At 70.2% G+C, this 24,929-nt stretch carries 26 protein-coding genes; 14 read left to right on the forward strand and 12 right to left on the reverse strand.

Features of this window, described 5'->3' with window-relative positions:
- Positions 1 to 58 precede the first annotated feature (58 nt).
- The 3 genes from JNB50_RS11755 to JNB50_RS11765 are packed head-to-tail and all read left to right on the forward strand — an operon-like array spanning position 59 to position 3,230.
- Positions 59 to 1,105 carry a cupin domain-containing protein gene (locus JNB50_RS11755; RefSeq protein WP_208040322.1) on the forward strand — a complete coding sequence of 349 codons (1,047 nt, stop codon included), beginning with the start codon at positions 59 to 61 and terminating at the stop codon, positions 1,103 to 1,105.
- Positions 1,102 to 2,367 carry an FAD-dependent monooxygenase gene (locus JNB50_RS11760; protein ID WP_208040323.1) on the forward strand — a complete coding sequence of 422 codons (1,266 nt, stop codon included), beginning with the start codon at positions 1,102 to 1,104 and terminating at the stop codon, positions 2,365 to 2,367. Before JNB50_RS11755 ends, JNB50_RS11760 begins: the two co-directional genes overlap by 4 nt.
- The gene (locus JNB50_RS11765) at positions 2,364 to 3,230 is read left to right on the forward strand and encodes a fumarylacetoacetate hydrolase family protein (RefSeq protein WP_208040324.1); all 867 of its coding nucleotides are present in this window, start codon (positions 2,364 to 2,366) and stop codon (positions 3,228 to 3,230) included. The genes JNB50_RS11760 and JNB50_RS11765 overlap by 4 nt, the downstream gene beginning before the upstream one ends.
- On the opposite strand, the gene JNB50_RS11770 is transcribed toward JNB50_RS11765, so the two are convergent.
- From JNB50_RS11770 to JNB50_RS11795, 6 genes are all read right to left on the reverse strand, one after another.
- Positions 3,218 to 4,408, reverse strand: a complete 1,191-nt coding sequence (locus JNB50_RS11770) for an alpha/beta hydrolase (RefSeq protein WP_208040325.1) — start codon at positions 4,406 to 4,408, stop codon at positions 3,218 to 3,220. The two genes, JNB50_RS11765 and JNB50_RS11770, sit on opposite strands and share 13 nt — an antisense overlap.
- A gap of 62 nt (positions 4,409 to 4,470) precedes the next feature.
- Positions 4,471 to 5,064: a TetR/AcrR family transcriptional regulator gene (locus tag JNB50_RS11775; protein ID WP_208040326.1), complete on the reverse strand. Its 594-nt coding sequence runs from the start codon at positions 5,062 to 5,064 to the stop codon at positions 4,471 to 4,473.
- A gap of 1 nt (position 5,065) precedes the next feature.
- Positions 5,066 to 5,611, reverse strand: coding sequence for a hypothetical protein (locus JNB50_RS11780; RefSeq protein WP_208040327.1), 546 nt, complete (start codon positions 5,609 to 5,611; stop codon positions 5,066 to 5,068).
- A 52-nt stretch (positions 5,612 to 5,663) separates the two neighbouring features.
- Positions 5,664 to 7,433, reverse strand: a complete 1,770-nt coding sequence (locus tag JNB50_RS11785; protein WP_208040328.1) for a DEAD/DEAH box helicase — start codon at positions 7,431 to 7,433, stop codon at positions 5,664 to 5,666.
- Between the two features lie 52 nt (positions 7,434 to 7,485).
- A complete protein-coding gene (locus JNB50_RS11790) occupies positions 7,486 to 8,580 on the reverse strand; it encodes a GNAT family N-acetyltransferase (RefSeq protein WP_208040329.1) in 1,095 nt (364 codons plus the stop codon).
- 123 nt (positions 8,581 to 8,703) lie between these two features.
- On the reverse strand, positions 8,704 to 9,255 hold the full coding sequence (locus JNB50_RS11795; protein WP_208040330.1) for a TetR/AcrR family transcriptional regulator: 552 nt from the start codon (positions 9,253 to 9,255) through the stop codon (positions 8,704 to 8,706).
- Positions 9,256 to 9,319: 64 nt separating this feature from the next.
- Between JNB50_RS11795 and JNB50_RS11800 the strand changes: the two genes are divergently transcribed.
- Genes JNB50_RS11800 through JNB50_RS11810 form a run of 3 tightly spaced genes read left to right on the forward strand, consistent with a single transcriptional unit; the run spans position 9,320 to position 11,197 of the window.
- The gene (locus JNB50_RS11800; RefSeq protein WP_208040331.1) at positions 9,320 to 9,772 is read left to right on the forward strand and encodes a nuclear transport factor 2 family protein; all 453 of its coding nucleotides are present in this window, start codon (positions 9,320 to 9,322) and stop codon (positions 9,770 to 9,772) included.
- Between the two features lie 37 nt (positions 9,773 to 9,809).
- Positions 9,810 to 10,406, forward strand: coding sequence for an RNA polymerase sigma factor (locus JNB50_RS11805; RefSeq protein WP_208040332.1), 597 nt, complete (start codon positions 9,810 to 9,812; stop codon positions 10,404 to 10,406).
- Complete coding sequence (locus tag JNB50_RS11810) at positions 10,403 to 11,197, forward strand: peptidase M56 family protein (protein WP_208040333.1); 795 nt, start codon at positions 10,403 to 10,405, stop codon at positions 11,195 to 11,197. The genes JNB50_RS11805 and JNB50_RS11810 overlap by 4 nt, the downstream gene beginning before the upstream one ends.
- Before the next feature lie 35 nt (positions 11,198 to 11,232).
- Here JNB50_RS11810 and JNB50_RS11815 read toward each other — a convergent pair whose 3' ends face one another.
- Both JNB50_RS11815 and JNB50_RS11820 read right to left on the reverse strand, forming a co-directional pair.
- Positions 11,233 to 11,919, reverse strand: a complete 687-nt coding sequence (locus JNB50_RS11815) for an SGNH/GDSL hydrolase family protein (protein WP_243768355.1) — start codon at positions 11,917 to 11,919, stop codon at positions 11,233 to 11,235.
- Complete coding sequence (locus tag JNB50_RS11820) at positions 11,916 to 12,557, reverse strand: TetR/AcrR family transcriptional regulator (protein WP_208040334.1); 642 nt, start codon at positions 12,555 to 12,557, stop codon at positions 11,916 to 11,918. The genes JNB50_RS11815 and JNB50_RS11820 overlap by 4 nt, the downstream gene beginning before the upstream one ends.
- A gap of 175 nt (positions 12,558 to 12,732) precedes the next feature.
- Between JNB50_RS11820 and JNB50_RS11825 the strand changes: the two genes are divergently transcribed.
- From JNB50_RS11825 to JNB50_RS11855, 7 genes are all read left to right on the forward strand, one after another.
- Positions 12,733 to 14,412: an ABC transporter substrate-binding protein gene (locus tag JNB50_RS11825; protein WP_208040335.1), complete on the forward strand. Its 1,680-nt coding sequence runs from the start codon at positions 12,733 to 12,735 to the stop codon at positions 14,410 to 14,412.
- A 76-nt stretch (positions 14,413 to 14,488) separates the two neighbouring features.
- On the forward strand, positions 14,489 to 15,313 hold the full coding sequence (locus tag JNB50_RS11830; RefSeq protein WP_208040336.1) for an ABC transporter ATP-binding protein: 825 nt from the start codon (positions 14,489 to 14,491) through the stop codon (positions 15,311 to 15,313).
- The gene (locus JNB50_RS11835; protein WP_208040337.1) at positions 15,310 to 16,122 is read left to right on the forward strand and encodes an ABC transporter ATP-binding protein; all 813 of its coding nucleotides are present in this window, start codon (positions 15,310 to 15,312) and stop codon (positions 16,120 to 16,122) included. The genes JNB50_RS11830 and JNB50_RS11835 overlap by 4 nt, the downstream gene beginning before the upstream one ends.
- 26 nt (positions 16,123 to 16,148) lie before the next feature.
- Positions 16,149 to 17,243 carry an ABC transporter permease gene (locus JNB50_RS11840; protein ID WP_208040419.1) on the forward strand — a complete coding sequence of 365 codons (1,095 nt, stop codon included), beginning with the start codon at positions 16,149 to 16,151 and terminating at the stop codon, positions 17,241 to 17,243.
- 2 nt (positions 17,244 to 17,245) lie between these two features.
- Positions 17,246 to 18,307, forward strand: coding sequence for an ABC transporter permease (locus JNB50_RS11845; RefSeq protein ID WP_208040338.1), 1,062 nt, complete (start codon positions 17,246 to 17,248; stop codon positions 18,305 to 18,307).
- Positions 18,304 to 20,580: a glycoside hydrolase family 3 N-terminal domain-containing protein gene (locus JNB50_RS11850; protein WP_208040339.1), complete on the forward strand. Its 2,277-nt coding sequence runs from the start codon at positions 18,304 to 18,306 to the stop codon at positions 20,578 to 20,580. Before JNB50_RS11845 ends, JNB50_RS11850 begins: the two co-directional genes overlap by 4 nt.
- A gap of 16 nt (positions 20,581 to 20,596) precedes the next feature.
- Positions 20,597 to 21,247 (forward strand): DUF2625 family protein, encoded by a 651-nt coding sequence (locus JNB50_RS11855; RefSeq protein ID WP_208040340.1) that lies wholly within the window; start codon positions 20,597 to 20,599, stop codon positions 21,245 to 21,247.
- A 93-nt stretch (positions 21,248 to 21,340) separates the two neighbouring features.
- On the opposite strand, the gene JNB50_RS11860 is transcribed toward JNB50_RS11855, so the two are convergent.
- Both JNB50_RS11860 and JNB50_RS11865 read right to left on the reverse strand, forming a co-directional pair.
- Entirely contained in the window at positions 21,341 to 21,751 is a 411-nt protein-coding gene (locus JNB50_RS11860; RefSeq protein WP_208040341.1) for a hypothetical protein, read from the reverse strand.
- Entirely contained in the window at positions 21,748 to 22,803 is a 1,056-nt protein-coding gene (locus JNB50_RS11865) for a glycoside hydrolase family 6 protein (RefSeq protein ID WP_208040342.1), read from the reverse strand. Before JNB50_RS11865 ends, JNB50_RS11860 begins: the two co-directional genes overlap by 4 nt.
- A gap of 125 nt (positions 22,804 to 22,928) precedes the next feature.
- On the opposite strand from JNB50_RS11865, the gene JNB50_RS11870 reads away from it, so the two are divergent.
- Positions 22,929 to 23,621: a hypothetical protein gene (locus JNB50_RS11870; RefSeq protein WP_208040343.1), complete on the forward strand. Its 693-nt coding sequence runs from the start codon at positions 22,929 to 22,931 to the stop codon at positions 23,619 to 23,621.
- Here the strand turns inward: JNB50_RS11870 and JNB50_RS11875 are convergent.
- Positions 23,615 to 24,265, reverse strand: coding sequence for a DNA-3-methyladenine glycosylase (locus tag JNB50_RS11875; protein ID WP_208040344.1), 651 nt, complete (start codon positions 24,263 to 24,265; stop codon positions 23,615 to 23,617). The genes JNB50_RS11870 and JNB50_RS11875 overlap by 7 nt on opposite strands.
- Positions 24,265 to 24,837 carry a TetR/AcrR family transcriptional regulator gene (locus JNB50_RS11880; RefSeq protein WP_208040345.1) on the reverse strand — a complete coding sequence of 191 codons (573 nt, stop codon included), beginning with the start codon at positions 24,835 to 24,837 and terminating at the stop codon, positions 24,265 to 24,267. The genes JNB50_RS11875 and JNB50_RS11880 overlap by 1 nt, the downstream gene beginning before the upstream one ends.
- Positions 24,838 to 24,929: the final 92 nt, after the last annotated feature.

Consider the following 24,929-nt stretch of genomic DNA (forward strand, 5'->3'; position numbering starts at 1 on the left):
ATAGTCCGTTGACGGACTAATTGATTCCCGATCAATGACGATGAGTGAGGAAGCTGCCATGACAGACATCGACAAGGCGACACGGGCCGACGCCTATTTCGCCAGGCTGCGGGACGCCAACGTCGCCGCGCTGTGGACCATCCCCGGCACGCTGGCGACCGAGCCGACCCTCGACGAGGTCCCCTACGTGTGGAGGGCGGCCGAGATCTTCCCCCTGCTCGAGGAAGCGGTCACGATCGCCGACCTCGGCGAGGACACCGACAGGCGAGCCCTGAACGCCTCGAACCCGACCAGGAAGTTCGGGACGAGCCACAACCTCGTCGCCGGCTACCAGCTGGTCCTCCCCGGCGAGACGGCTCCCGCACACCGCCACACGCCGAGCGCCATCCGGCTCCTGCTGCAGGGCTCGGGGCACACCACGGTCGACGGCGAGCCGGTGCTGATGGAGCGAGGCGACCTCGTGCTGACGCCGCCGAACACCTGGCACGACCACCGCCACAACGGCACTGTCCCGATGATCTGGCTCGACGGCCTCGACGTGCCCTTCGTCCGCGGCCAGCACGCCCAGTTCGCCGAAGAGTACCCGAACGGCGAACTCCAGAAGATCACGCAGGCCGAAGACGCCAGCGTGCACCGCTACTTCGCCGGCCTCAACCCCGTCGACGAGAACTGGGGCGCGCTCCACTCGCCGCTGAACAAGTACCCGTACTCGACCGCCAAGGCGGCCCTCCTCGAGTACCACCGCGCACAGGGCGAGCCCGCAACGGGGTCCCGACTGGAGTACGTCAACCCGCTCACCGGGGGCCACGTCATCCCGACGCTCTCGTGCTATCTGTCCGTCCTCCCCGAGGGCGGCCGCACGACCATCCAGCGCCACACGCCCAGCGCGGTGTTCTGCGTTCTCGAAGGACACGGCCACAGCATCATCGAGGGCGAGCGATACGACTGGGCGGAGAATGACTTCTTCGTGGTCCCGTCGTGGCACCGCTACGAGCACGTCGCCGACGAGGGGGACGTCGTCCTCTTCGAGCTCAGCGACCTGCCGATCTACGAGCCCTTCGGCCTGCTCCGCAGCGAGGTCGGCCCGGAGCAGGAGCGCGCATGAACGCGCGATCGGCACGGCTCGCCGCGCGCGCCGTCGTCATCGGCTGCGGGATCGGCGGCATCACAGCGGCGCTCGCCCTCGCGCGCCACGGGATCAGGGTGGACCTCTTCGAGCGGGCCGCGGAGATCAGGGAGGTGGGTGCCGGGCTCCAGATGGGCCCGAATGCCGTTCGGCTCCTCCAGGAGCTGTCGGTCACGCCGTACCTGACCGAAGCGGTCGTCCTCCCGGATCGCGCGGTCATGCGCGACATCGCGTCGGGCGAGGAGATCTTCCAGATCCCCTTCGGCGAGGCTTTCGTCGAGCGCTACGGCGCCCCCTACCAGGTCATGCACCGCGGCGACCTGCTCACGGCGCTGCTGACGTCGGCGGAGCGCACCGGCCTCGTCCAGGTCCACCCGGCCAAGGAGCTCGTCGACGTCACCCAGACCGACGACGCGGTCTCGGCGCACTTCTCCGACGGGACGGCGGTCGCGGCGGAGATCCTGATCGGCGCGGACGGCATCCGATCGCGGGTGCGCAGGGCGCTCGGCGACGACGAGCCGCCGCTGGCGTCGTCGTACGCCATCTATCGGGGGACCTTCCCGCGATTCCCGGAGATCGAGAACGCCGTCACCCTCCAGGCCGGCGCCGGACACCACGTCATGTACTACCCCATCAGAGGCGGGTCGATGGTCAACCTCGTCTGCTCGTTCCGGAGCGAAGCGGGGGAGCCGGGAAGCGACGCCTGGGGCCGGCTCGACGAGCTCGACGGCGCCTTCGCGGACGCCTCTCCTCTGGTCCACCGCCTCATCACGCACCTGGACCGGACCAGGAAGTGGACGCAGTTCGACCGGACGCCCCGACCCGGCTGGGTGGACGGCAGGGTCGTGCTGATCGGCGATGCCGCCCATCCGACCCACCAGTACTTCGCGCAGGGCGCGTGCCAGGCGATGGAGGACGGGGTCGAGCTGGCCGCTCTCGTGTCGGGTTCGAACGACCTCGCCGATCGGCTGGGCGAGTTCGAAGCGCTCCGGTACCCGCGCACCTCCGCGGTGCAGAACGGATCGCGGTTCTGGGGCGAGTGGAGCCACGCCGGTGGCGTCGAGGCGGAGCTGCGGAATGTCGCGCTGCGCGCGGCCGCCCCGCACGTCTACGACTACCTCGACTGGCTCTACGGCACGGATCGACGCGTGGCGATCCCCGCCATTCCCCCCAGCCGTGACCGCTATGCGGTCGCTCCGGCGGAGCGCGACGCCTACGCGGACGGGTTGGCCCGCTCATGATCATCGCGCGATTCAACGGCTCCAGGACCGGCGTGATCCGGGACGGGCGGATCTACGACGTGACGGCCCACCTCGGGAACGCGGACCCGGTCCTGATCGACACCGTCGCCGGCCTGCCCGTGCTCGGACTGCTCGCCTCGCTGGACCTCGGCTCGCTGCCATCCTCCGACATCGCCGAGGTGGTGCTCGAAGCGCCGGTGCCCCGTCCCGGGAAGATCATCGGCGCGCCCGCCAACTACTACGACCACATCGACGAGATGCCCGACTCGGCGACCATCCGCGAGTGGGGCGCGTTCCTCAAAGCGCCCAGCTCCGTCGTCGGACCCGGCGCGATCGTCCGGTTGCCGTACTCGGACGTGCGAACGGACTACGAGGGCGAACTCGCCGTCGTCATCGGCAGAGGTGGCAGGAACATCGCTCGGGAGCGCGCTCTCGAGCATGTCCTCGGCTACACGTGCCTGCTCGACATCACGGTCCGCTCGACTGAGGACCGTTCGACACGCAAATCGTTCGACACCTTCACGCCGATGGGGCCGTGGATCGTGACGGCCGACCAGCTGCGCGACCCCGGCGCCCTCGAGCTGACCCTCTCGATCAACGGCGGGGTGCGGCAGTCCGCGTCGACCGGCACCATGATCTTCGGTGTCGAAGAGCTCATCGCCTACGCGAGCTCCGTGATGACCCTCGAGCGCGGGGATGTCATCGCCACGGGTACGCCGGCGGGAGTCGGCCCGCTCGCCGACGGCGACCTGATCGATCTGCACATCTCGGGGATCGGCGGATTCGCGGTCTCCGTCTCGGCCGCGCACGCGATCGCCTATGCGGATCGTCCCGGGCCGAAGGCGGGCCTCTACGCCGAATGACCGGCGATCCACGGCCCGATGCGCGCCGCGACCGTGTCGAGGATGCCGAGGTGAGTGGCGCCGGGGACGATCGCCGTCGTCGCGTGCGCGGCGTGGTGGGCGTAGGCGACCACGCGGGTCGGATCGAACACCTCGTCGTCCGCTCCGATCCAGACGCCGACCGGTTGCGGGATCCGGGACAGGGTCCCGGCCGCATCGGCGGGGTTCTGCGCGATCGCCATGTCGGCCGTGTAGCGGTCGACGAGGTGTGCCCCCGCGATCTGGCCGGCCGTGTAGGCGAAACCGACGGCCGGGGCGTGCGCGTCGAGCAGGCCGTCGGTGACGGTGGCGGCGATGAGGGGGCGCTGGCACACGGTCGCGAAGTTGGACGCGTCGGATTCGAGCTCTGTGCCGGAGTGCAGCCCGAAGTCGGGCGCGACGAAGACGTAGCCGGCGACCTCGTGCGCGATCGCGGGAACGGAGTTGAGCACGACACCTGCTCCCGCCGAGTGGCCGCCGACGAACTCGGGGATGCCCGGCTGTGCGTGGTGCACGTAGTCGACGGCGGTCTGCTCGTCCCGCTGCAGCTGGGCGACGCTCGGGGTGTCGCCGCGCGGGCCGCCGGACGCGCCGTGACCGCGGAGGTCGACGAGGTACGTCGCGATCCCGAACTCCTGGTCCAGATCGCGAGCGAGCGGGAGGTAGCCCGCCGCGCTGTTCGCGCCGGAGCCGTGGGAGAAGACCAGGCTCGCGACGGGGTGCGCGGGGACGAAGGCGTAGTACGCGAGGCGGGTGCCGTCGCTCGCGCGGAGCGTGCCGGTCGGAGCCGGTGCGCCGGCGGTCGTCTGCGTCTCGTCGGTGGTCAGGCCGCTGTGCGACGGCGCGGGAAAGGAGCACGGCACGACCGCGACGGCGACGCCGGTGCCGAGTCCGACGGTGAGCACGCCCAGGCAGACGACGACCGCCGCCAACGCTGCGCGCGCAGCGCGGCCGATCAGCAGCGCGCCGACGATGGCGGCGACGCCCACGACGATCAGGGCGACGGCGAGGAGGTGCGCGCCCGTCCCCTGCGGAGCATCGGGGCCGAAGCCGATGACGCCGCGCAGCAGCAGGAGCACGCCGCAGAGGGCGAGGAGCACCCCGCCTGCGGCGCGGAGGACGGGATGGGCTGGACGCGTGGAGCGAGTTTTCGGGGTCACCTCCCCTGTCTACGTGCGTCGCGCGCGATCCGGCTCCCCCTGCGGGTGGAGCCGGGGTGGACTTATCCCGATCGACCGGTCAGCGAGTCGAGGTGCCGGGTGAGGATCCGCGAGGCGTACTCGGCCGCGTCGGCGCGCGGTTCCCACAGCAGCTGGAGGGCGAGACCGTCGAGGAGCGCGTGGAGGCGCTCCGCTTCGAGTGCTTCGTCGCTCCCCGCCGCGAGCGCGTCGCACCGCGCGAGCTCGGCGACGGCGGACGTGCACGCTCGGCGCACGTCCGCCGACAGGTTGATCACGCTCGGCTGCAGGGTCGCGTCGGTCAGAGCGAGGCTCCCGAGCTGCAACTGTGCGACGAACTCGGCGCGGCGGGTCGCGTCCAGCGGGAGGAGCTCGAGGAGGACCGCGAGAACGAGCGACGTGCCCTCCCCGCTGAGCGCGGCGATCCTGGTCGCCACCGCATCGCGGATCTGGTCGAAGCAGAACTGTCTCAGCGCGTCCTGCGTTGGGAACGCGCGGCGCAGCGACGCCGTCGCGATCCCGGCCTCCGCGGCGAGGTTGCGAACGGAGAGGGCCGCCAGCCCGTCCCGGGTCAGCACCCGGATCGCCGCCCGGGCGATGACCTCGTTGCGCTCGTCGTGGTCGATCAGCCGCGGCATCTCAGCCCACCGCCCGACCCGGCGCCGGCTTCTTCGGCCACAGGGTGTAGCTCACGGCCCAGAGCACGTCGATGCCGAGCACGAGGCCGAGCAGGGGGAACAGCCCGAGCAGCTCCTCCGTCCGTTCCGGCGCGCCGACCACCAGCACCAGGCCGCCGACGATCCCGCCGGCGATGGCGACGGCGAGCAACGTCCGCGCCACGTCCTTCCAGCACGCGATCGTGTACGCCGTCCCGACCGGCTTCTGCCGCGGCTGCGCGCCACGGAAGCGCGTGGCGAACTTCGCATCCGCCCACGCGATCATGCGATGCCCATAGGCGATGGAGATGCCGATGTACAGCGCGGCGAGGCCGTGATGCCACGAGGCGGTCCCGCCGCCCAGGAGGTCGATCGCCACGAAGCACAGCAACAGGAGGTCGACCACTGGAGCGAGGAACACCAGGGCCATCCCCAGACGCGGTCTCCCCGCCAGATAACGGACGGCGAGACCGCCCAGGAGGGCCACCCAGAACGCAACTTCGCACACAACGATCGCTGTCAAGACCATGGTGGTTAAAGTAGCACAGGTGTGCTAATTCGTGAATCTGACGTCGAGCGGCTCAGCGGCGCCGCGGCTTGCGCGGCGGCCGATCGTCGCGCTGCGGGGCGTCGCGGCGCGGGCGGGCCCCGCGGTCGGGTCGGAGCTCGATCAGTTTTCCGCTGATCCGTGTGCCGGAGAGACGGGAGAGCGTCTCGGCGGGGAGGTCGGCAGGCAACTCGACGATGGAGAACTCGGGCATGATGCGGATGTGCCCGAAGTCTTCGCGACTCAAGCCGCCTTCGTTGGCCAGAGCACCGACGATCTGGCGCGGTTCGACCTTGTGCCGCTTGCCGACCTCGATGCGGTAGGGGGCCATGGGCTTGTCGTTCCGGGCTTGTCGTTGCGATCGGTCGCTGCGTCCACCGCTCCGGTCGGAGGGACCGCCGCGGTCATCGGACCGAGAGTCGCGTTCGACGCGCTGCGCGAGAGCGTCGTCCGCGGTGAGGAGCAGGGGCTCGTCGCCCTGGGCGACGACGGCGAGGGCGGCGGCGACGTCCGCTTCGGGCACATCGTGGTGCTCGACGTAGTGACCGATGATGTCGCGGAACCGCGCGATGCGATCCTCGTGGGCGAGGGCCTCCGTGATCGCGTCGTCGAAGCGGGCGAGCCGGGTGACGTTGACATCCTCGATGCTCGGCAGCTGCATCTGCGTGAGCGGCTGGCGGGTGGCCTTCTCGATGGCGGTGAGCAGTCGACGTTCGCGCGGCGTGACGAAACTGATCGCGGCGCCGCTGCGCCCCGCGCGGCCGGTGCGGCCGATGCGGTGCACATACGATTCGGTGTCGATCGGGATGTCGAAGTTGATCACGTGGCTGATGCGTTCGACGTCGAGGCCGCGTGCGGCCACGTCCGTGGCGACCAGGATGTCGAGCTTGCCGGACTTCAGCTGATCGACCGTGCGCTCGCGCTGGGCCTGGGCGACATCGCCGTTGATCGCGGCCGCCGAGTACCCGCGGGCCCTGAGCCGCTCCGCGAGGGTCTCGGTCTCGTTCTTGGTGCGGACGAAGATGATCATGCCCTCGAAGTTCTCCACCTCGAGGATGCGCGTCAGCGCATCGATCTTCTGCGGGTACGACACCACGAGGTAACGCTGCGTCGTGTTCGCCGAGGTGGTGGTCTTCGTCGCGACCGTGATCTCTTCGGCGTCGTGGAGGTACTTCTTCGAGATGCGGCGGATCTGCGCCGGCATGGTCGCCGAGAACAGCGCCACCTGCTTGTCGTCAGGAGTGTCGGCGAGGATGGTCTCCACATCCTCCGCGAACCCCATCTTCAGCATCTCGTCGGCTTCGTCGAGTACGAGGTACTTGAGTTCGGAGAGGTCGAGCGTCCCCTTGTCGAGGTGGTCCATGATGCGGCCGGGCGTGCCGACCACGATGTGCACGCCGCGCCGCAGCGCCGAGAGCTGCACGCCGTACCCTTGGCCGCCGTAGACCGGCAGCAGGTGCACTCCCCTCATGTGCGCCGCGTAGCTCTCGAACGCCTCCGCCACCTGCAGGGCCAGTTCGCGGGTGGGCGCCAGGACGAGCGCCTGCGGGGTCTTCTGCGCCAGGTCGAGCCGGGACAGGATGGGGAGCGCGAACGCGGCCGTCTTGCCTGTTCCGGTCTGGGCGAGCCCGACGACGTCACGGCCCTCCAGGAGGAGGGGGATCGTCGCCGCCTGGATGGCGGACGGGGTCTCGTAGCCGACGTCCTTCAGGGCGCGGAGCACAGCGCCGTCGAGCCCCAGGTCGGAGAAGGTCATTGCGTCGTCGGTGTCTGCCTCGCTCTGCGAGTCTCCGGGCGTGGTCATCGTTCAACGGTAGTCCCCGCAGGGTGCGTCCACCATGCGGGGACCACAGCTGTCACCCGATGAGCGTCTTCCGCCACCGCGCCGAGAACGACGCCGCCGCGAAGCCGATCGAGTCGTTGACATCGAGCATCGGGCGGTTCTCCTCGGCGTTCACCGTCTCCACGAGCGCGCAGGCGGGGAACCGCCTGGTCAACTCGCGGAGGTTGGCGAGCTTCAGCAGCATCCCGAGGCGGTGCCCGCGGTGCTCGCGCAGCACCAGCGTGTCCATCTGCTCTGCCGGCCGGTCGGACACGGTGGAGACGTCGAGCTCCGTGAAGCCGACGGCTTCTCCCGTCGCCTCCTCGACCACGATCGACGTGAGCGCAAGGCGCGGGCTGTCCGCCCAGAGGTCGTCGACAGCGCGAACGCGTTCCGCGGTCCAGACATCGGTCACGTCGATGCCGGCGTTGGGTGCGTCGGTGCTCATCCTGGTGCGCAGGCGCGCGATGGAGTCCACCCACTCCTCGGGGGTCCTGCCGTGCCAGCTGACCGTCCGGTAGCCGGCCGCCGCGACGACCGCCTCCTCGAGGAGGGCCGAGAACACGTCCGTGTCGACGGGCAGCGGCAGGGCGCTGATGCGCGCGACCTGCTCGAGCGAGAAGCCCTGGCGTCGCAGGAACCGGGTCGACGGGAGGTCGAGCGGCACCGAACCGAAGCCGGTCGGAGCGGGGATCACCTCGCCTTCGACGCCGGCCGGGTAGGTCGACTGGTTTTGGATGGTGGAGCGACCCTCCTCGCGAGCCCGCTGTTCCAGGAGCTCGTAGAGCGCCGAACCGATGCCGCGGTCGCGGAACTCGGGGAGCACGGAGACTGCTCCCCAGCATTCCGGGGCGCCGGCCGGGAGCGCCAGGGTGCCTCGGGCGACGACGCGGCCGTCGACTTTGGCGACGAGTCCGACCATCGACCGCGACTCGTCTTTCCAGTCCGGCAGCAGTTCGGCGGCGGTCATCACCTCGCCGGTGTGGCCGCGCTGTTCCGCCTCGACGGTGTTGCGCACGGCGGCGAAACCGATGAAGTCCGCCGCGTCGTCCGCGTCGATGCGGTCGGGGACGACGAGCGGCTCGATGGTGAAGCCGGAGAGCGTAGTGGTGTGATCTGTAGATGACATGAAACCTCATTGTTGGCAGGATCGATCGACTCACCCACGGTCGTGGGGAGGAAGGGAGTCGCTGCTAGAGGATCACGGGGTTCAGCATGGCACGGCGGCGCCGGCGAGGACAAGTCCGGGATGCTACGGCCGGGCGCGCAACCCGTCGATGATGACGCGTGCGATCCGCTCTCCGCTCTCCGGGCTGCGGGTGGTGGAGTACGCCGCCCGGAGGAGGGCGAGCACGTCCTCGAGCCGGATGTCGTGCCGGACCTCGCCCGCGCGCTGGGCGTCGGTCAGCAGCCGGCCCGCGTGTTCGCGCAGCCGGGCGGATGCAGCCATCACCTCCTCGCCGAAGCCGGTGCCCTCTCCCTCCAGGGCTGCGGTGAGGTCGCCTTTGAACCGGGACCCGCGGAACGTCGCGGTAATGAACTGTTCGAGTCCGTCTCCCGCGTCGTCGCCCTGCACGGCCACGGCGCTGAGGGCGTCGATCTCCTGCACGATGAGCGCCTCCAGCAGGGCGCTCTTGGTCGGGAAGTTGCGGTAGAAGGTCCCCACCCCGACACCGGCTCGCTGCGCGACCTCCTCGACGGACAGCGCGCTCGCGCTCTCGCGGAACAGCTCGGTGGCGGCGGTGAGGAGCTTCGCGCGGTTGCGCGCGGCGTCCGAACGCGGTGCTCGAGAGGTGGGTGCCAAAACGGAATCACTCCTCCGTATACTTAAGCGGAAATCAAGTTCCGGATAATTCTAGGAGATGACGATGTCAGAAGCCACGGATACGGCACGGCGGTTCCTCCGGGTAACGGTCGACGACCTGAGCGCGCTCGCGGAGGTCTACGGCGACGAGGTGGTGATCGAGATGCCGTTCGCGGCGGGGATCGCTCCGACGTCGCGGCGCGTCACCCGCGACGAGCTCCGCGCGCAGTTCAGCCGGGAAGGCATCCCGCGTTACACCGCGGTCAGCGGCGAGACCATCCTGGAATGCGCCGACCCGCACACCGCCGTGCTCGAGTACCGACTGCACGGAGAGCGCGCTGACGGCCAGGCGTTCGCGACGGACTACATCATGGTGATCACCACCCGCGACGGGAGGATCGTGCACTCGCGCGACTACAGCAACCCCGTGCAGGCGGCGCTCAACAGCGGTCGTGCCGACCAGCTGATCCGGCTTCTGCAGGACGCGGCCCCTGCGCGGGGCGACCGCGGCGAGTGAGCTGTAACACTTTTCCCGGCGCCGGACAGTATGGAGTGTGGGGACATTCGCGGACGAACCGGCCGAGCAGGAAGAACCGGCCGAGTGGGCGCGCGCCTGCTCGGGTGACTCGTCGGCGTTCGCCGCCGTGTACGACCGCCATCGGGAGCGGGTCTTCCGTGCCGCGCTGCGCGTGAGCGGCGATCGTCACGACGCGGAGGACATCACAGCGGCGGCGTTCTTCGAGCTGTGGCGCCGACGTGCCGCGGTGCGCGTCGTCGGCGGGTCGGTGTTGCCGTGGCTGCTGGTGGTGACGTCGAACGCCGCCCGGAACCAGGCCAGGAGCGTCCGACGCCATCGCCGGCTGATCGACGCGATCCCGCGCGGGGTCGACGACGGTGCGGCAGCGTTCGAGGCCGTCGACGACGCGGTCGATCATGCCGGGCTGGCGCGCGAGCTGCGGGCGATGCCGGACCGCGACAGGGCGCTCCTCGTGCTGACGGCGATCGAGGGCTACTCCACGGTCGCGGCGGCGGAGGCTCTCGGGATCAGCGCGGGCGCCGCCCGGGTGCGGTTGCACCGGCTGCGCGGCCGGCTCCGGGAGGTCTACGCGCGACCGCCGGCTGTTGCGGACGAGCTGGGAGGTGCACAGTGAGCGAGACGATGGATCCCGCCTTCGCGGACGGTCTGCGGGCGTCGCTGATCCGGTACGTGGACGCGACGCCACGGCGACGCAGAGCGGCCCGCTGGCGGTGGGGAATCGGCGCCGTGCTCGTCGTCGGCCTGCTCGGCGGGGGCACCGCGTACGCCGCGCACGTCTGGGTGCAGCCGGGCGGCGAGGAGCACGCCGAACTGGCGAAGCCCGTCCGGGTCTCGTCGACGGGCACTGCCACGATCGATCTCGGCCCGCGGCCGCAGGGCGCGTCGCAGGTGTTCCTCGAGTTCACGCCGTACGACCCGGGCACCTATTCGTTCGGTCGCGGGGGAGCGGCGCTCATTGTGGGGTCCGCCGACCTCCCCGGCTCCGAATCCGACTCGGCCGCGAACCGCGCGGCGACCTCTGCCTACTTGCGGCGTGAGCAACTCGACCCGGGCGGCACGTCGTTCACGATCACCACGTCATCGGCGTCGCTGCGGTGGACGGCCACGCTCACCTGGGTGAGCGCCCACACCACCGCGTGGGGTGTGAACGCATCGGGCCAGACCTACGGCATGCAGAACGACACGGGGACACCGGACCTGATCGCCGTCGTGGCGACCAACGGCCGCGAGGGCTACGTGTACCGCACCGAGCTCGAGGACGCCGACGGCACCACCGCGAGCCGGTCGTTCCGCAGCCCGGAGGACGCGCTCGCCTGGCAGCGGGAACACGCCGGCACCGTCACGCACGTGCCGGTGTACGCGTCGGACGGCCGGACCAGGGTCGGCGAGTTCGACGTGGGGTGAGTCGGGGTCGGATCCGGCGCGCGCCGGCATCCCGCTCATCCGGCCGCGTCGAGCCCCGCTGCGTCGAGTCCGGCCGCATCGAGCCCGGCCGCATCGAGCCAGGCCTCGGCGATCATCCGGTGCCCGGCCGGGCTCGGGTGCACGCCGTCCGACGCGATCGCCGGGATGCCCTGCTCGCGGGCCGCCGCGGTCATGCGGTCGTGCAGCGGAATGACAGTGGCGTCGTAGTCGGCCGCCACGCGCACGACGGCGGCGCGCTTGCCGTCGAGGTCGTCGAGCCAGGCGTGCTGGTCGGGCGTGACCGGCAGGAAGAACGGCTCGATCAGGAGCAGGCGCGGGAGTGGTTCCGGCAGTGCGTCCAGGAGACGGCGCAGTGTCGCCTCGAACGCGGCGGCCTCGGTCGGGTCGTCGCTGTCGAAACGGCGCCACATGTCGTTGACGCCGACGTAGACCGTGAGGACATCCGCGCGGGTGGGCGCGACCTCGCCGGCCCAGCGGGCTTCGAGGTCGACCGCGCGGTCGCCGGAGACGCCGAGGTTGCGCACCTCCGCGCCGTCGGCGCGCCCGGCGAGGGCGTCGGCGATGAGGTGGACGTAGCCCTCGCCGAGGGACGCCGGGTCGCTCCGATCGCGGCCGCAGTCGGTGATCGAGTCGCCGACGAACACGAGTCGGGCGGGATGCGACGTGGTGCTCCTCAGCTGGTCACTTCGCTCGCCCATCATTCCTCCCGAACGTACGACGCCAACTCCGGCCCCGCCTTCAGCACACTGTTGACGATCGCCTCGATGGCGAATTCGCTCGCGCCGGCGAGGTCGACCGCTGTCGGGTCGAGGAGCCATTGCAGCTGGAGGCCGTCCATGACGGCGAGGATGGCGGCCGCGCCCTTGTCGATCGTGGCGGGCTCCGTCACGCCCTCCTGAGCGCAGAGCTCGCGGAACGCGTCGCCGACCTCGACGCGCAGGTTGCGGTATCGCTCCTGGAAGTAGGCGGTCGCCGGGTGGTCCTCGGTGACCGACTCCGCCGAGAGCACGGTGAAGACCTGCACGATCCCCGGACGCAGCGCGTTGCGCTGCGCGGTCGCGACGAGGTGTGCGAAGAGCGCTGGGCCACCGGGGATGTGGCGGTCGGCGAGATGCGCGACGTCGTCCCTGTCGCGGAACTCCAGCACCTCGAGCAGCAGGTTGTTCTTGGAGCCGAAGTGGTGCAGGACGCCAGCGTGGGTCATCCCGACCTGTTCCGCGATGTCGGCGAGCGTGCCGTTCGTGGAGCCCTTCGTGCCGAAGGTCTCGATCGCCGCGCGGAGGATCTCCGTGCGTTTGCGCTCGGTTTCCGGGCGCGGACTGGCGCTGCCGCCGCTCATTCGCCCCTCCGTGGTCGCATCCTCCCAGCGCCCCGTGGAGGCTGGTTGCGGATGAGCTTACCACCCAGTAACCTCGCCTCAGCCAACTTGCTTTCTGACCAGTAAGCAAGTTATGGTCAGCCAACATTCCGCAGCACCAGGGCACAACGGATGTGCCCGCCACGAAGGAGAAGCAATGAGGCTTGGCAAGTATCTGATCACCGCCACGGCGATCGCCGCGCTCGGCGCGGTCGCGCTCACCGGTTGCTCGTCCGACAACAAGTCGGGCACGAGCAGCGCGAGCACCGGATCGCTCACCGTGGCGAAGCCGGACGGCGCGGCCATCCTGGCGACCCAGATCAACAACCCGTTCATCACCACCGGTTCGGGCATGTCGCTCGGCTACGACCGGATGATCTACGAGCCCCTCGCGATCGTCAACCCGGTCGGCAAGAACGAGACCACCCCGTGGCTCGCGTCGAAGGTCGTGTGGAACTCGGACTACACGCAGCTCACGGTCACCCCGCGCTCCGGCGTCAAGTGGAGCGACGGCAAGCCGTTCACCGCCGACGACATCGTCTTCACGTACAACCTGATCAAGAACACCCCGGCTCTCGACCTCGCCGGTCTCAAGCTGACGGACGTCAAGAAGGACGGCGACAACGTCGTGCTGAACTTCAGCGAGTCCAAGTACGTCAAGCAGGGCGACGTGCTGGGGACCACCATCGTCCCCGAGCACCAGTGGAAGTCCATCGCGGACCCGTCGAAGGATGCGGTCAAGGACGCCGTCGGCACCGGCCCGTACACGATCAAGAGCTTCTCGTCGCAGGGCGTCGTGCTCAAGTCGCGCACCGACTACTGGGGCGGCACGGTCCCGGTGGCGCAGCTGAACTACCTCGAGTACAACGACAACACCGGCCTCCTCCGCGCCCTCCAGAGCGGCGAGACCGACTGGGCGCAGATCTTCATCACCGACTACCAGAAGAACTACGTGGACAAGGACCCGAAGCACAACGTGTTCTGGGGCGCCAACGTCCTGAGCCCGGACATGATCGTGGTCAACACCACCAAGGCTCCGTTCAACGACGTCGCCTTCCGCAAGGCGGTCAACATGGTCGTCGACCGCAAGGCGCACGCCGAGAAGGCCCGCAGCAACGCCGGCCCCGAGCTGAAGAGCGTGACGGGCATCCCGCAGCCGACCGGTGACCAGTACATCGCCCCCGAGTACAAGGACCAGACCTTCAAGATCGACGTCGACGGCGCCAAGAAGGTCCTCAGCGACGCGGGCTACACCTGGAAGGACGGCGCCCTGATCGACCCGAAGGGCAACCCGGTCTCCTTCACCCTGCAGGACCCGCAGGGCTGGAACGACTACGTCACCGGCATCCAGCTGGCGGCGACGCAGATCAAGAACACGCTCGGCGCCGACGCCAAGGTGGCCACTCCGGACGCGGACACCTGGTTCGCGAACATGGCCTCCGGCAACTTCGATGCGGCCCTGCACTGGACCGGCTCCGGCTCGAACCCGTGGCACATCTACGACGACGTCATGAACTCGAGCTACATCGACCAGGCCGCTGACGGCAAGGTGTCGGACAACTTCGGGCGCTACAACAACCCGGAGGCGACCGCCCTGCTCAAGGAGTACGCGCAGGCGTCCGACGACGGCGCCCGCACCGCCGCGCTGAACAAGCTGCAGAAGATCTTCGTGGACGACGTCCCGGCCATCGCGATCGGAACCCACCCGCAGCTGGCCGAGTACAACACCCGGAAGTTCGTCGGCTGGCCGAGCGAGAGCGACCAGTACGCCACCGCCGACCCGACGCAGCCGTCGGCCGTCCAGGTGCTCATGAAGCTGAAGCCCGCAGGCAAGTAATCAGCAAGCACGTCCGGGGCGGGGGAGGCGGTCAGCCCACCCCCGCCCCGGGCGACACGCGGACGGAAAGCGCACCATGACAGACACCCTTCTCTCCATACGCGACTTCTCTGTCGTGTACGACGTGGAGCCGCCCGTCGAGGCGGTCAAGAACGTGACCCTCGACATCAAGCGCGGCGAGATCGTCGGTCTCGCCGGCGAGAGCGGATCCGGCAAGACCACGCTCGCCTACGGCGTGCAGCGCCTCCTCAAGCCCCCGGCCGTCATCACGAGCGGCAGCGTCGTCTTCCACGACGAGAGCGGCGAGGACATCGACATCAACGCGCTCGACGCGGAGCAGATGCGACGCTTCCGGTGGGACAAGACCTCCATGGTCTTCCAGGGGGCGATGAACGCCCTCAACCCGGTGGCCACCATCGGCGCGCAGCTCGACGACGTCTTCGAGGTCCACCGCCCCGGGATGAGCCGCTCCGAGCGCAAAGCCGCCGTGATCGAGCTCCTCGAGATCGTCAAGGTCGGGGGCCAGCGCGTCCGCTCGTACCCGCACGAGCTCTCCGGCGGCATGCGGCAGCGGGTCATGATCGCCATGGCCCTCGCGCTCCGACCACAGCTGATGGTGATGGACGAGCCGACGACCGCGCTTGACGTGCTCGTGCAGCGCGAGATCCTCAAGCAGATCTCCCAGCTGCGCCACGACTTCGGCTTCTCCGTCGTCTTCATCACCCACGATCTCCCGCTGCTGCTGGAGATCAGCGACCGCATCGCCATCATGCGCGAGGGCGAGATCGTCGAGCTGGCCACCGCAGAGCAGATCTGGACCGACCCGCAGCACGAGTACACACGCACGCTGCTGAAGTCGTTCCCGCGGCTCACCGGCGAGAGAGGAGTGGTCGTCCGATGACGACGCTCGAGTTCAGGAACATCACCAAGATCTACAACGTCCGCGGATCCGGTCAGCTCAAGGCCCTGGACGACGTCAGCTTCACGCTCGGCGCGGGGCAGACCATCGGACTCGTCGGCCAGTCGGGCAGCGGCAAGTCGACGATCGCCAAGATCCTCACCCAGCTGGAGACCCCGACCAGCGGCGAGGTGCTGCTGGACGGCTCCCCGATCCCGCGCAGCGGCAAGCGGCTGCGACGTTATCGCCAGCAGCTGCGGATGGTCTTCCAGGACCCGTTCGCCTCGCTGAACCCGTCGCACACGATCCGCCACCACATCGAGCGTCCCCTCCGGCTGGACAAGGTCGTCCCGAGCGCGCAGGTCGACGACGAGGTGCGGCGCCTCCTGACCCGCGTGCGGCTCGACGCCGACACCGTGATCGACCGCCGCCCGCACGAGCTCTCCGGAGGCCAGCGCCAGCGCGTGGCCATCGCCCGCGCCCTCGCCTCGCGACCCGCCCTGCTGGTGGCCGACGAGCCGGTCTCGATGCTCGACGTGTCGCTGCGGCTCGGAGTCCTCAACCTCCTCGCCGACCTGCAGCGCGAAGACGGCCTCGGTGTGCTCTACATCACGCACGACCTGGCGACGGCACGGCATTTCAGCGACGAGATCATCGTGCTCAACCAGGGCAGGATCGTCGAGCACGGTCCCGCCGACGACGTCATCCTGCGCCCGCAGGACCCGTACACCCGCGAGCTGCGCGCCGCGTCCCCCGACCCAGAGAAGCACTTCGCGGCGCTCGCCGCGCAGACGGCAGGAGGTGCCCTGTGAGCGCCGAGACCACCACGCCCGCGGGCCTGACGCCCGCCGAGCCGACGCCCCCGGCGACCGCCGATTCCGCGCACGTCGACCCGACCCTCGTCGGCACCACGGCCACGAAGGCGGAACGAAAGGGCCGCCGCATCCCGTGGCGCTTCATCAGCGGGCGCGTCGTCTTCTACGCGTTCACCCTCTGGGCGGCCATCACCATCAACTTCTTCGTGCCCCGCCTGATGAAGGGCGACGCGGTCAGCGCCTACATGGCGCGGAGCCAGGGCCAGCTGACGCCCGACGCCGAGAAGGCGCTGCGCATCATGTTCGGCGTCGACCAGTCGGTGCCGCTCTGGCAGCAGTACGTCAACTACTGGGACATGCTGCTGCACGGCAACCTCGGCGTCTCCATCTCCACGGGCATGGCGCCGGTGGGCGACGCGATCGCCTCCGCCCTGCCCTGGACGCTGGGACTGGTCGGCTTCGCCACCGTCATCTCCTTCCTCGTCGGGACCAGCCTCGGCGCCGTGATCGGCTGGCGGCGCGGCGGACGGCTCGACGTCTTCATCCCGATCACCACGTTCCTCGGCACCGTGCCCTACTTCTGGGTCGGCCTGATCTTCATCGCGATCTTCTCGACCACCCTCGGCTGGTTCCCCGCGGGGCACGCCTACGAGCTGGGTGTCGAGCCGGGCTGGAACGCCGACTTCATCGGTCAGGTGATCTCGCACGCCGCGCTCCCGATGCTCACCATCGTGGTCGTCTCGATCGGCGGCTGGGTGCTCGGCATGCGCAACATGATGCTGACCGTCCTCGACGAGGACTACATCACGGTCGCCCAGGCGAAGGGCATGCCGAACCGGCGCGTGCTGTGGCGCTACGCCGCCCGCAACGCGGTGCTCCCGCAGATCCAGAGCTTCGCCCTCGCGATCGGCTTCATCGTCAGCGGCACGATTGTGATGGAGATGGTGTTCTCGTATCCCGGCATCGGCCTGCTGCTGCTCAACGCGACGAACGCCAAGGACTACGCGCTGATGCAGGGCATCTTCCTCGTCCTGGTCCTGGCCGTGCTGATCGCGAACATCATCGCGGACATCGCCTACGCCATCCTCGACCCGCGCACTCGTCAGACGGAGGCCTGATCATGACCATCCCCACCTCCACCGGTGTCGGCACCCCGGAGACCGTGGCCGTTCGGGCCGTCGACCGGCAGCAGTCCCCGCAGCCCCCGAAGAAGACCACGTTCTGGTCGCAGCTGAAGGTCTCGCTGGCCATGTTCAGCAACCCGAAGTCCGCGACTGGGCTCATCATCATGGGCGTCTTCGTGCTCGTGGCGATCTTCGCCCCGCTCATCGCGCCGTACGACCCGAACGCGCAGAACCTGAACGCGACGCTGCAGCCGCCGTCGTTCCAGCACCTCCTCGGCACGACCCACATCGGCCAGGACGTCTTCAGCCAGCTGATCTACGGGACCCGCGGCGTGCTCGTCGTCGGCTTCCTGGCGACGATCATGGCGACCGTCGTCGCGATCATCGTCGGGGTGACCGCCGGCTACCTGCGCGGCTGGAAGAGCGAGTCGCTCTCGGCTCTCTCGAACGTGTTCCTGGTCATCCCCGGCCTGCCGCTCATGATCATCGTCGCCTCCCAGTTCCAGGACCCGCCGCTCGCGCTCATCGCGGCCGTGCTCGGCCTGACCGGCTGGGCGTGGGGAGCGCGAGTGCTGCGCGCGCAGACCATGTCACTGCGCAACCGCGACTTCATCCAGGCCGCGCGGGCGAACGGCGAGCCGCTGCACCGCATCATCCTGGTCGAGATGCTGCCGAACCTGATGGCGATCATCGCCTCCAGCTTCGTCGGAACCATGACGGCCGCCGTGCTGGGCCTCACCACGCTCGCGTTCATCGGCGTCATCCCGGTGTCGAACCTGAACTGGGGCACCATCCTGTTCTGGGCGCAGCAGAACAACGCCTTCCCCGACTACTGGTGGTGGTACGTCCCTGCCGGGCTGTGCATCGCCCTGCTCGGGGTGTCGCTGGCCCTCATCAACTTCGGCATCGACGAATACGTCAACCCGCGCCTCCGCTCGGCCGGCGAGCGCGCCAGGGCGATGAAGCGCAAGGGCATGAACGTCAACGCCGCCGTCACCCAGGTGCGCACGGACTCCGCCGCGCCTGCCACGGCCTCACCCGAAAGCAACACCGCATGACCTCGATCCTCCCGTCCACCACCACCGCATCAGAACAGGAGGCGCTGCTCCCGTACCAGGACCCGTCGCTGACGACGCCCGAACGCGTCGCCGACCTCCTCGGCCGCATGACGATCGAGGAGAAGGTCGGGCAGATGCTGCAGCTCGACGCGCGCGACGACCTGCGCGACCACGTGCTGCGCCGTCACGTTGGCTCGATCCTGCACACCTCCCCGGAGCGCATCCTGGAGGCCAACCGGCTGACCGCGGAGACCCGCCTGCGGATCCCGCTGCTCGTCGGCGAGGACTGCATCCACGGGCACTCGTTCTGGCCCGGCGCCACGATCTACCCCACGCAGCTCGGCATGGCCGCCTCGTGGGACGCCGAGCTGATCGAGCGCGTCGCGCGCGCCACCGCGGAGGAGGTCGCCGTCACCGGCGTGCACTGGACCTTCTCTCCCGTGCTCTGCATCGCCCGCGACCTGCGCTGGGGCCGCATCAGCGAGACGTTCGGCGAGGACCCGTTCCTCATCGGCGAGCTCGCCAGCGCGATGGTGCGCGGCTACCAGGGCGAGGGGCTCGACGACCCGACGGCGATCCTGGCGACCGCGAAGCACTTCGCCGGCTACTCCGAGACGCAGGGCGGTCGCGACGCGAGCGAGGCCGACATCTCCCGGCGCAAGCTGCGCAGCTGGTTCCTGCCGCCGTTCGAGCGCGTGGCTCGCGAGGGCTGCCGCACCTTCATGCTCGGCTACCAGAGCACCGACGGCGTGCCGATCACGATCAACGACTGGCTGCTCAGCGAGGTACTGCGCGGCGAGTGGGGGTACACCGGCACCCTCATCACCGACTGGGACAACGTCGGCCGGATGGTCTGGGAGCAGAAGATCCAGCCCGACCACGCCCACGCCGCCGCCGCAGCGGTGACCGCGGGGAACGACATGGTCATGACGACGCCGCTGTTCTTCGAGGGCGCTCTCGAGGCCGTCGAGAAGGGGATGCTCGCCCGGGACGCCTTCGACACCGCCGTCGCACGGATCCTGACGCTCAAGTTCGACCTGGGCCTGTTCGAGGACCCGCGCCTCCCGTCGCCCCGCCTCGACGAGGTCGTCGGCAGCGCGGCGCACGCCGAACTCAACCTCGAGGTCGCGCGCCGGTCGATCGTGCTGCTGGAGAACGACGGGACGCTGCCGCTGGCGGCGTCCACTGCATCGCCGCTGCGCGTGGCGCTCGTCGGCCCGCTCGCCGACGACGCCCAGACCCAGCTCGGCGACTGGGCGGGCGGGTCCGGCCAGGCCGGCTGGCTCGACGGCCAGCCGCGCGAGATGATCACGACGGTGCTGGACGGCCTGAACGCGATCGACGGCTGGACCGTTCAATACGCGCGCGGCGCCGACATCCTGACACTGGAGGACGACCCGCGCGGCACGACGTTCCCGGACGGGCAGCCGCGGCCACCCGTGGTCGTGCCGTCGCCGCCGTCCGCCGAGCTGATCGCGGAGGCCGTCGCCGCCGCCGAGGCGTCGGACGTGGTCGTCGCCGTCGTCGGCGACCGGATCGAGCTGGTCGGCGAGGGCCGCTCGACGGCGACGCTCGAACTGATCGGCGGCCAGAACGCGCTGCTCGACGCGCTGATCGCGACCGGCAAGCCGGTCGTCGTCGTGCTGCTCGCCTCCAAGCCGCTGGTGCTGCCGGCGTCGACGGCGAAGGCGGCGGCGGTGCTGTGGGCCGCGAACCCCGGCATGCTCGGCGGTCAGGCGATCGCCGAGATCATCGCCGGCCGTGTCGAGCCATCCGGCCGCCTGCCGATCTCGTTCGCCCGCCATGTCGGCCAGCAGCCCACGTACTACAACCAGATCCGCGGCCAGCACGGCGACCGCTACGCCGACCTCACCCAGGCGCCCGCGTGGGCGTTCGGGCAGGGCCTCTCGTACACGACCGTCGAGTACGCCGACCTGACCCTCGCAACCGACACGCTCGGCCTCGGCGACGAGATCGTGGCGGAGGTGACCGTGAGCAACACCGGCGGCCGGCCGGTGCGCGAGACGGTGCAGGTGTACGTGCGCGACAAGGTCACGAGCGTCAGCTGGGCCGACATCGAGCTGAAGACCTACCACCAGGTCGACCTCGAGCCGGGGGAGACCGCGCGGGTCAGCCTGCGGCTCCCGGTCGCCGACTGCACGATCGTCGACTCGGCGGGCGACCGCCACGTGGAGCCGGGCGAGTTCGAGCTGCTCGTCGGCGCGTCGTCGCGGGAGGGTGATCTGCTGGCGGCGGGGTTCGTGGTGGGGTGAGCTGTACGCTCACGGTGTGACGGAGACCGATGACGAGTCCGTGTGGCCGGCGGTCCTCCGCCTGCTGGACGACGCGCAGACCGATGTCCGGGTCGTCTCACCGGACCCTGAACGTTGCCGGGCGGCGCTGCAGGAGCTCCAGCTGACGGAGCGATCGACGATGGGTGCGATCACCGCGCGCACCGGCGGCCTGATCGTCGACAGCGGCTGGCTGCGCATCCTCGGCGGCGGCTCAGCCGGCCTTCCCGCCCTGGCGGTGTCGGCCGACGACGACCCCGCCCGGTCGCACCTGGTGATCGCCCACGACGCCATCGGCGGCCGGTTCGCGGTCGACGGCGGCGGCCTGGGCGTCGGCCCGGGCGAGGTCTGCTACTGGGGTCCAGACACGCTCGCCTGGTCGGGCATCGGCGGCGGGTACTCCGCCTTCATCCCCTGGGCGCTCGGCGGAGGGCTGACCGACTTCTACGGTTCGCTGCGCTGGAAGGGCTGGCAGGACGATACCCGCCCGCTGCGGCCCGACGAGGGCTGGGCCCTCTATCCACCGCCCTTCGCGGAGCAGGGACAGGACACGAACGCGGTGTCGCGCGCGGTCGTCCCGCTGGCAGAGCTGCACGAGTTCTACGCGGAGGCGGCGAGACGGTTCGACGGGAACGCGCCGACCAGCTGAAAGCGGGAAGGCCTCCACAGGCCTGTCTATTCGGCCGCCCGCCTACAGCCCGAGGAACGGTACCGCGAACGCTGCGGGTAGCGACGGCTCAGCTCATCCGCCCTCCTGCGTGATCGTCCCGTCGCCGTGGAGTGTCAGCCGCGCACCCCACTGGCCGCACTGCCCGTCGACGAGCCGCGCTCTCGTCGTGAACGACTCGATCGCCGTCGAGCCCTGGATCGGTTCGACGGTGACCTCGATGCTGTCGCCGTCGTGGAACGGCGTGGTCGGCATAGGGCCGTACGTCGTCACCACGTTGTAGCCGTCGGTGCAGTTCCCCTCGACACACACGCGCACGTTGGTGTCGGGGTGCGCCGCGATCCACGGCTTCACGCCGACACTGATCTCCGGCGTCGGCGTGATGGCCTGCCCGCACGTGCCGATCCGGATGCAGCCCGTCAGGGCGAGTGCGAGCAGCACGGGCACGGCGAGTGCTGCACGCGACGTCCCCCGGTGCCAGCTCACATGCCGAGGCTACCGCCGGTGCGTCCCACCACCAGCGCCTCCGCGCCGCTCTCGAACCAGCGCCCGGCGGCGGGACCCCCGTAGCACGGGCCGTCGCTCGCCCCGGGGTGCTTGACCCAGAGCAGCGCGTCGAGCTTGACCGCGGGGGATTCGGTGATCTGCGGGTTCTGGCCGAGCGCGGCGCCCGGAGGGTTGCACCAGTCGCCCGTCCAGCCGTTGCCGTTGCGGGAGACGTCGATCACGAAGTGCTTCCAGCCGACGCGGGAGGACACCTTGCCGGCGTAGTCGCGTTCGGCCTGGGTGGCGTCGAAGTTCGAGACGTTGGTGAAGAAGCCGCGCGCGTCGGCGACGCCGGCGGCCTTCAGGTAGGTGGCCTGGACATCCGGGCTCAGCCAGCGGGCGTTGCCGCCGTCGAGGTAGGTGCTGAGCCCCGCGGCGGCCAGGATGCCGACCGCGGAGCGGAGCAGCGGGAGGCGGGTGTCCGCGACGCCCGCGCACTTCGCGCTCGGCAGCATGGCGAGGGAGTCTGGCTCGATCAGCACGACGGCCCTGCTGCCGGCGAGTGCTGCGGCGACCCGGCGGTTCCAGTCGAGGTACTGGTCGGGTGTGAAGCCGCCGGCGGAGTATCCGCCGCAGTCCCGGTCGGGGATCGCATAGGTGACGAACACGGACGTCGCTCCCTGTGCGGCGGCGGCGCGCAGGTGCCGTTGGATGACGCTGGAGAGCAGCGCTGGACCGTACCAGTCGCCCAGCCAGACGGCGGTCGGCTGGCTCGCGATCTGCTCGATCAGCGCGGCCCGCCTCGCGTCTCCCGCGGCGGCCAGGGCATCGGCCACCAGGCGCGCGTCGCTGGTCGGGTCGACGTACAGCCGGCTGCCGAAGGCGGAATCGGAGGCGGGGGAGGTCGGGGAGGCCGGGGCTGCAGGCGACGAAGAGGAGATCGCGGTTGCGGCGGGCGCCGGCGCGGCGCCCGGCGCGGCGCCCGGCGGAAGAGGCGTCAGGAGCGCAGCCGCGGCCAGAGCTGCGCCCAGCACTGCGATGAGTGTGCGCATACCTGCACTATCGGCTCGTTCCGGTCTGAGGTCAGGGGCCGCCGCGATGTGGAGCCTGAGGATACCCAGAGATTTCGCATCCGGTGCGCGGCGGGAGCACAGCCGGCGCTTGCTTGACTGAGGGCGTGAACGACACCCCCGCGCGCGACAGGCGACTCGAAGCGCAGAAGCGCGCCACGGAGCTGCGCCGACAGGAGGCGCGCCGGGCGCGTCGCCGCCGGTCGCTGATCGTCGCCGGGGTCGTCGTCGCCGTGCTCGTCGTGGCGGGGACCATCACCGCCGTCGTGCTCCACGGCAAGCCGTCGGCGTCGGTCGCATCCTCATCCTCCCCCTCGGCGGGCGCCGCGCAGTGGGCCGCCCCGGCCGACGTCGAGTCGGGGGTGACGGCCGCCGGCCTCCAGATGCTGACCGCCGAGGGCACGGCGCTGCACATCCACCAGCATCTCAGCGTCACGGTCGACGGCTCGCCCGTCGTGGTCCCCGCCGAGCTCGGCATCGACGTCGCCCGGCAGCGGATCTCGCCCATCCACACGCACGACGAGTCCGGCATCATCCACGTCGAGTCGCCCACCGTGCAGACCTTCACGCTCGGCCAGGTCTTCGACGAGTGGAAGCAGAAGCTGGGACCGGGACAGGTCGGGGCGTATCGCGACGGGTCCGACGGTCAGACCGTCACCGTTTTCGTCGACGGGAAGGCCACCGCGGGCGACCCGCGCTCGATCGAGCTGACCTCGCACGAGGACATCGACATCGTGGTCGCGAAGAAGGGGACCGCCGTCGCCGCGCCGCCGGCCTTCTCCTGGCCTGCGGGCTACTGAGACGCCGGCGCCGCGATCGGGTTCGCGGAGGCGGAGTCGGCCGCGACCGCCCAGCAATACCACGCCACGAGGGTCCGGTAGGGACGGTACGCGTCACCGGCCGCCTGGAGCTCCTTCGGCGTCGGCGTGGGCACGCCCCACCCCTGGCCGTATCCCTTGCGGACGGCCAGGTCGCCGACCGGCCAGACGTCCGGGCGGTGGAGGTGGAAGATCAGGAACATCTGCGCCGACCACGGGCCGATCCCGCGGACGCGCGAGAGCTGGGCGATCACCTCGTCGTCCGTGAGCAGGTCGAGCGAGGCCGTATCGAGCACGACGTCGCCGTCGACGACCCGCGCGGCGAGGTCACGCAGCGACGCCACCTTGTTCTTCGAGAGCCCGACGCGGCGCAGGTCGTCGTCCGAGAGCGCGAGCATGCGCTCGGGCACCACGTCGCCGAGCGCGGCGACGAGCCGGCCGTGGATGGCCGAGGCCGCCGCTCCGGCGATCTGCTGGTAGCAGATGCCCCGAACCAGCGAGGCGAACGGCGTCTCGAAGGGGATGGCGAAGTGCGGGATGCCGAGCTGCGCGTGCAGGCGCGCGAGCACCGGATCGCGCTCGCCGAGCTCCCGCGCCGCCCGCTCGAGCCCCGCGTCCTCGAGCATCAGCGCGGTGCCTCGGCGCTCAGGGCGCGCACCTGGGCGAGCAGCTGCTCGGCGACGGCGTCGAACGGGTCGATGCTCGCCTGCGCCCGGCTGAGGATGACGCCGCCCTCGCTGGCCGCGATGAGCAGGGTGGCCGTCGCGGGAGCCGCGTCGGCGTCGATCCCGCCGAGCGTCAGCAGCTCGGCGAGCAGCTCCGCCCAGCCGCGGAACACGTCGCCGGCCCGCTGCAGCAGGTCATCGGAGTCGGCGGCGACGGTGACGGCGACGGCCGAGCAGCCGATGCGGAAGTGCGACACGATCAGAAGGCTCCGCCAGGCTCCGATGAACGTCGAGGCGACGTCGACGGCCGGCTTGCCGCGCGCCGATTCGATGAGCGCGTTGGAGGTGGCGCCCTGGTGGGCGAGCGCCTGGGCGACCAGGCTCGCCTTGCCGTCGGGGAAGTGATGGTAGATCGACCCGCGCGGAGCGCCGGTGAGCGCCAGCACCTCCGAGAACGACGTCTCCTGCAGGCCCTTCTCGGCCAGCAGCCTGGCCGCACCCTCGATCATCCGTGACTTGGCGTCGGAGACCATACACCGGCCCCTTCCTGTCGGGAGGTGTTGACTATGACGATCATCATACTGCACACTGGTCGCACACACCCGGATTCGAGGAGTTGATCCCC

Origin of the sequence: Leifsonia sp. TF02-11 (assembly GCF_017565305.1) — a bacterium.
Classification (GTDB): Bacteria; Actinomycetota; Actinomycetes; order Actinomycetales; family Microbacteriaceae; genus Leifsonia.

Coding starts and splice junctions, on each gene's coding strand:
- JNB50_RS11775 (WP_208040326.1), bottom strand. CDS start 5,064: ATGCCGCGGCTGATCGACCACGACGAGCGCAACGAGGTCATCGCCCGG.
- JNB50_RS11830 (WP_208040336.1), top strand. CDS start 14,489: ATGACAGACACCCTTCTCTCCATACGCGACTTCTCTGTCGTGTACGAC.
- JNB50_RS11800 (WP_208040331.1), top strand. CDS start 9,320: ATGTCAGAAGCCACGGATACGGCACGGCGGTTCCTCCGGGTAACGGTC.
- JNB50_RS11845 (WP_208040338.1), top strand. CDS start 17,246: ATGACCATCCCCACCTCCACCGGTGTCGGCACCCCGGAGACCGTGGCC.
- JNB50_RS11815 (WP_243768355.1), bottom strand. CDS start 11,919: ATGATGGGCGAGCGAAGTGACCAGCTGAGGAGCACCACGTCGCATCCC.
- JNB50_RS11865 (WP_208040342.1), bottom strand. CDS start 22,803: ATGCGCACACTCATCGCAGTGCTGGGCGCAGCTCTGGCCGCGGCTGCG.
- JNB50_RS11850 (WP_208040339.1), top strand. CDS start 18,304: ATGACCTCGATCCTCCCGTCCACCACCACCGCATCAGAACAGGAGGCG.
- JNB50_RS11790 (WP_208040329.1), bottom strand. CDS start 8,580: ATGTCATCTACAGATCACACCACTACGCTCTCCGGCTTCACCATCGAG.
- JNB50_RS11765 (WP_208040324.1), top strand. CDS start 2,364: ATGATCATCGCGCGATTCAACGGCTCCAGGACCGGCGTGATCCGGGAC.
- JNB50_RS11825 (WP_208040335.1), top strand. CDS start 12,733: ATGAGGCTTGGCAAGTATCTGATCACCGCCACGGCGATCGCCGCGCTC.
- JNB50_RS11880 (WP_208040345.1), bottom strand. CDS start 24,837: ATGGTCTCCGACGCCAAGTCACGGATGATCGAGGGTGCGGCCAGGCTG.
- JNB50_RS11760 (WP_208040323.1), top strand. CDS start 1,102: ATGAACGCGCGATCGGCACGGCTCGCCGCGCGCGCCGTCGTCATCGGC.
- JNB50_RS11785 (WP_208040328.1), bottom strand. CDS start 7,433: ATGACCACGCCCGGAGACTCGCAGAGCGAGGCAGACACCGACGACGCA.
- JNB50_RS11780 (WP_208040327.1), bottom strand. CDS start 5,611: ATGGTCTTGACAGCGATCGTTGTGTGCGAAGTTGCGTTCTGGGTGGCC.
- JNB50_RS11835 (WP_208040337.1), top strand. CDS start 15,310: ATGACGACGCTCGAGTTCAGGAACATCACCAAGATCTACAACGTCCGC.
- JNB50_RS11755 (WP_208040322.1), top strand. CDS start 59: ATGACAGACATCGACAAGGCGACACGGGCCGACGCCTATTTCGCCAGG.
- JNB50_RS11875 (WP_208040344.1), bottom strand. CDS start 24,265: ATGCTCGAGGACGCGGGGCTCGAGCGGGCGGCGCGGGAGCTCGGCGAG.
- JNB50_RS11820 (WP_208040334.1), bottom strand. CDS start 12,557: ATGAGCGGCGGCAGCGCCAGTCCGCGCCCGGAAACCGAGCGCAAACGC.